4 protein-coding genes and 2 pseudogenes are annotated in these 5,248 nt (G+C 40.7%); 2 read left to right on the forward strand and 4 right to left on the reverse strand.

What is annotated here, in order from left to right; translation table 11 throughout:
* Both QZ265_RS03425 and QZ265_RS03430 read right to left on the reverse strand, forming a co-directional pair.
* Positions 1-255 (reverse strand): annotated as a pseudogene (locus QZ265_RS03425) (hypothetical protein); the annotation flags it as partial.
* Positions 256-496: 241 nt separating this feature from the next.
* Complete coding sequence (locus QZ265_RS03430; protein WP_296403430.1) at positions 497-1,261, reverse strand: lysozyme inhibitor LprI family protein; 765 nt, start codon at positions 1,259-1,261, stop codon at positions 497-499.
* A 263-nt stretch (positions 1,262-1,524) separates the two neighbouring features.
* On the opposite strand from QZ265_RS03430, the gene QZ265_RS03435 reads away from it, so the two are divergent.
* Complete coding sequence (locus QZ265_RS03435) at positions 1,525-1,722, forward strand: hypothetical protein (RefSeq protein WP_296403433.1); 198 nt, start codon at positions 1,525-1,527, stop codon at positions 1,720-1,722.
* Positions 1,723-1,962: 240 nt separating this feature from the next.
* Complete coding sequence (locus QZ265_RS03440) at positions 1,963-3,756, forward strand: sulfatase-like hydrolase/transferase (protein WP_296403434.1); 1,794 nt, start codon at positions 1,963-1,965, stop codon at positions 3,754-3,756.
* A gap of 110 nt (positions 3,757-3,866) precedes the next feature.
* Here QZ265_RS03440 and QZ265_RS03445 read toward each other — a convergent pair whose 3' ends face one another.
* The gene (locus tag QZ265_RS03445) at positions 3,867-4,874 is read right to left on the reverse strand and encodes an NADP-dependent oxidoreductase (protein ID WP_296403436.1); all 1,008 of its coding nucleotides are present in this window, start codon (positions 4,872-4,874) and stop codon (positions 3,867-3,869) included.
* A 175-nt stretch (positions 4,875-5,049) separates the two neighbouring features.
* Positions 5,050-5,248: pseudogene (locus QZ265_RS03450) on the reverse strand (mechanosensitive ion channel protein MscS); the annotation flags it as partial.

Here is a 5,248-nt window from a genome sequence, read left to right on the forward strand (position 1 = left end):
ATAAAAGGCAACGGGTTTATCTGAATTTGCAATATGCATTTTTTGCATATTGCTTTCCTCGTAGATTTCTCCATCTCTTAAAGCATTATTTATATGACGAGATATAACCGATTGGTCTCGGCCAAATAACGACGTCATTTGAGCTTGAGTGAGCCAAGCGGTTTCTTTATCAAAGTGAACATCGACCTGTACCTGTCCATCTTCGCTTTGATAAATTTCGATACTTGAGCTGTCATCGTTATCACTAGTGCTCATGATAGTTCCTAAAATTGTTAAAAGTTCTAATAATTATTAATTCAATTTATTATAAGACACTATAAACTATATTTAACTAATAAAGCACTTGTATAAGGTACTTTATATTTAGCGAAATACCGTTTAACTTTTTTTGGAACTAATTTGGAACTAAAAAGCTGATCGAGCTTTTATTAAATAGCGTCAGTAAAATATCACCCTTCCTTCAAACTAAAATACACAATTGAAGAAACACCCCCCCCTACTGCCTTTCAAACACTAGCCCATCAAAATAGCCACGCATACCGCAAGCGCTTTCTCGATAATGATCATCAATGTCTCTTACTAAAAGCTTGGTCTTGCCATTATGAGTAGCTGGATAAAAACGTAACTCAAGATTCTTTCCATCATAAGTGTCTTTTAATACCCAATGGTTTTGCGCCCATGTTGCTAATACCTCTCCTATATTGCATGTATGCCCTCTATCAAAAATTAGCGTGCTATCAATAACAGCGAGATAAGGTAATTGTTCAACTTTATGAATGCTAATCTCATTGGTAAAATTAGAGACATCTTCATTATTAGGAGCTTCAGGATTATAAAATGTTATTCGTATTGATTCGGCAAAGGTGCCAAACGCCTTGTTATCAACAATATCAGATCGGCCATGTTCATTACCGCAATGTCCGTCATGTTCTTTATCGCACCCCAACCGTTCTTGGTATTCACGAAGCAGGCAGGATTCATCAGTACATGTATTGCGCTGAAAGGTAAGCCACTGAATTTGTTTAGCACGTATTTCATCTGAATAGTCATATTTATTATCTTTGGCGTCCTCTCTTTCAGCTTTGTATTGCAAGGCTAATGATTCATCAAGTTTCGATAATTCGGGATTGGTACAGATTAAGTGTTCGACTGTGCTACTGGCTTTGTTGCAGTTAAAACTTGCCGAATGTGCAGGCAGAGAATATAGGCTCGCGCTTAGGAAAGTAGAATAGGCAATTAAATTTAATGTCCAATTTTTCATAGTGTTATTCCTAAAGACGCCAGATACGACGGATATTTAAGATTATTCCATATCCTTCTTCAACTAACGTAATAATGAATACTATATTTACTAGAAATAAACATATCTACCAAAGTTTACAGGCGTATACTTAAATTATGCTATTAATCGGCTCTGATATCATTTTATAGGTCATGGCAAGACTATAAAGCAATAGCAAGTAAGGTAAGACTGGCTCTTATGATAAGACTGGCCAGTAGAGCGTAACCAAGGAGACTACTGTGATGGAACATATTAATAACAATACCGCAAAGCGTGTCAGTAAAGATTGGACAGATGGCAACCAAGCCAAACATACCGGAAAGTATAGCGGTAATGATAGAGCATATGGCTCTTGTGATCATCTTATTCAAGACCTGAATGAGGCAGTGGATAGTCTAGATGCATTGTTAGATTGTGAGGATAGCGAAGAAGGATGTTGATAAAACTTGGCGTGATACGCTAGTCAAAGGATGTGCATTTAATACGAGCGGCAATTAAGACTGCCACTTTAATTATATTGATGAATAGATTAATTGATTGGTTGAATGAAGTTGATTGATTTAATCGATATCTTTAGCGCAGTGGTAGTACTAGATAGGTATGCCTACTCTTGTCCACAGGCTATCAATTAACAACTCAAATAATCATGAAGGGTTAAATATATTTAAAGGGATTGTTTTATGGAAAGTTCGAGTGCCTCTTCAGTTAATAGCCTTGATGATAGTCAATCTAATAAGCAAGATGTGAACCACAATTCTAGCAGTTCAAACGATGCCCCCATTAATAAGACTGACAAAGCGTACAGCAAACACCAAAAAAAACGTCTTGGTAAAGATCCATTTAATATACTGTTTATATTGACCGATCAAGAACGGTATTTTGATAAGGCCTTTCTCCCTGAAGGTTACCATCTACCCGGCCGAGAAAGATTAAAACAACGCGGGGTTGAATTTATAAACCATCATATAGCCTCTGCTGTCTGTACGTCTTCACGCTCCGTTATTTATACTGGTCAACACATTCAAGATACAAAATTGTTCGATAATTTAGATTTTCCTTGGTCATATGAGCTTGACCCAAATATGACAAACATTGCTCATTTATTAACCAAAGCCAAGTACTATACTGCCTACAAAGGTAAGTGGCATCTTTCTGACATGGGTAAGCTTGATAAGTATGCGACACCTGATAGTGATCTGACCCAACGTATTGCTCAATACGGTTTTAAGGATTATGTCGGTATTGGTGATGTGATAGGAATGGCGCATGGGGGCTGGATAAATGACCACTTAACCACCGCTCAGGCTATTCAGTGGTTAAGGGTGAGAGGCAATGAATTGGATCACGAGGGTCATCCTTGGTTTTTAGCGGTTAATCTAGTCAATCCCCATGATGTTATGTTTTTTAATACCGATGCACCTGGTCAACACATTCAAGATACTCCGCCACCACTCATTGCCACTTTGCATGCGCCTGAGACACCCTTGTACGACAAGCAGTGGCAAATAAAACTGCCAAAGAGCCGCACTGAACCCTTTGATAATAAAGGCAGACCTCCTGCTCACGCTGAGTATCAAAGAGCACGAGATACGTTGGTCGGTTCATTTCCTAACGAAGATGGACGCTGGGAGCGGTTATTAAATTATTATTTTAATTGTATTTTACACACTGACATCATGGTCGAAAACATACTCGATGAACTCGAAGCCTTGGGTATTGACGATAACACGGTCGTCGTTCTGACCTCTGATCATGGTGAATTAGGGGGTAGTCATGCCACGCATGGTAAGGGCGCGACGGCATATCATGAACAAAATCATGTACCTTTGCTCATATCTCATCCTGCTTACCCCGAAACGCATGGACAAACCTGTCAGGCTTTGACCTCACATTTGGACCTAGTGCCAACATTTATGGCTTGGGCAGGCCCTAATGCAGATCTTGCACAAGATATGATGACCGAATTACACGGTTACAATCTGACTCCGTTATTAAATCTTGGCAATAAGGCACACGTCAATGAGTTACGGGAGGGCGTTTTATATTGCTACAACATGTGGGCATATCTCGATAGTGACTTTATGGTACACATGCAAAAGCTGCAAAACAGCAACTTAAGCGCTGAGGAGATGGCGTCCCACACCTTAGGTATTGATTTTGATAAGCGTGGTGCTATTCGTAGTGTGTTTGATGGTCGCTATAAATTTACCCGCTACTTCTCGCCCAAACACCATAATCAACCGCAAAGCTTAGACGAGATTTTTGAGTTAAATGATGTTCAGCTTTTTGACTTGCACGTAGACCCTGATGAACTGGTGAATTTAGCATTAGAAAAAGAGACCTATCAAGATATCCTATTAACCCTGAATGATAAACTAAATCATCTTATCAACAGAGAAGTGAATACTGTCGATGATGGACGATTCTTACCTGAGATGAGTGGCAGTTGGTCTGCGCAAAAGTTTGATATGTGACGTGAGCTTTGATACTGAAAAATCGATAGCATATATTCGATAGGCACCACCTCAGTAAGTAGGTAAAAAAGCAATCAAATAAGCAAGATAGAAAAAGATGGCAGGATAAGCTACAACTCAAGCACTATCTTGCCAAAGCTATCTCCTTTCTCAATTTCGTGGTGTGCCTGCTCGGCTTGCGCTAACGGATAAGTGTTTTGAAAGTGCAGCTTAATCTCGCAAGATTCGATCATAGCCAGCACGTCGCTTAAGTCCTCGCCATTGGGATTGGCTTTGAACCCTTTGACCTTGATGTTTTTGTTTAAGCCCGCTTGTTGTAGTTTATCGACCCAGATTGAGGGCAATACCACCACCTGTCCTTGCTCTTTAAGCACCGATAATGCTCGCACGCCTGCCTCATTGCCCACTAAGTCCATCAGTAAATCAGCCTGTAATGATGGAAAGTCGTCCTCTTTGGTATAGTCAATCCAGCCAGCAAGTTTAGTAGTATCGATAAGGCTTTCAAGTTTTTTGTACTTCTCAGGGGAACAAATAACCGTCAGCTTAATACCTTGCTGCTCAACCTTTTGCATCAGCATTTGCACCATGAGATGCCCTACACCGCCGGCAGGCGCATTCATGACCACATGATCGTCAGACTTTATGTCAGCCATGCCAAAGGCAAACTTGATAGACTGATAAGCAGTCAACCCTACACAAGGCAACGCACCCGCCGTTTTTAGGTCAACACTGTCAGGCACCTTAGCCAATAACTCTGCGTCTACTACATTATATTGTGCATAGCAGCCACCTTTGAAGTTTAGCGCCGCCACTTTATCGCCCACTTTAAAGGTTTGACTATTACTGGCCACGACTTCCCCTGCCATATCAAAGCCTAAAATAGCGGGCTTGCCGTTGGCATATTGGTTGTTCTTGATATTATCCGCACCCCAACCTAAGCCTTGACGGGTTTTGTAATCGACAGGATTGACACTGGCATAAGCGATTTTCACCAGCACTTGCTTATCACCCATCTTAGGAACGTCGACGTCGGTTTGATAGTGTAATACCTCAGGCGCACCAAATTCTGTCAGGGTAACGGCAGATTGACTCTCTGGTAGTTGAATATCGTATGACATAATGGTCTCCTTATGGGTGGTTCGTATTGGCGGTTTGTATAGGCGGTTTGTATTGAAGGTTTGTATGGGCGGTTTATTTATCGTGGGCGCTTGGTTGAATAGACCTATTTATAAACTAAATTCATAGCCAAAAAGTTTTTAGGACAAATGCATAAGTGAGTTTGATTGAAGGTATTTATTCTTGAGGGCTATTGTTATTTAATAAGTCCTTGTCACCCGACGCGTTATTAATTTCTTCTTCAACTTTTTGCATCAGCTTAGGATCAGGACGGGCATCAAGTACGTCCACTGCCTCTTGATCACCGAGCACTTGCTTGGCACGCTGCTTGGCACGCTGTTTTTCCGCACTGGCAGGCTTTTTGGTGGTTTTGGCG

Source organism: Psychrobacter sp. (genome assembly GCF_018260395.1).
Classification (GTDB): domain Bacteria; phylum Pseudomonadota; class Gammaproteobacteria; order Pseudomonadales; family Moraxellaceae; genus Psychrobacter.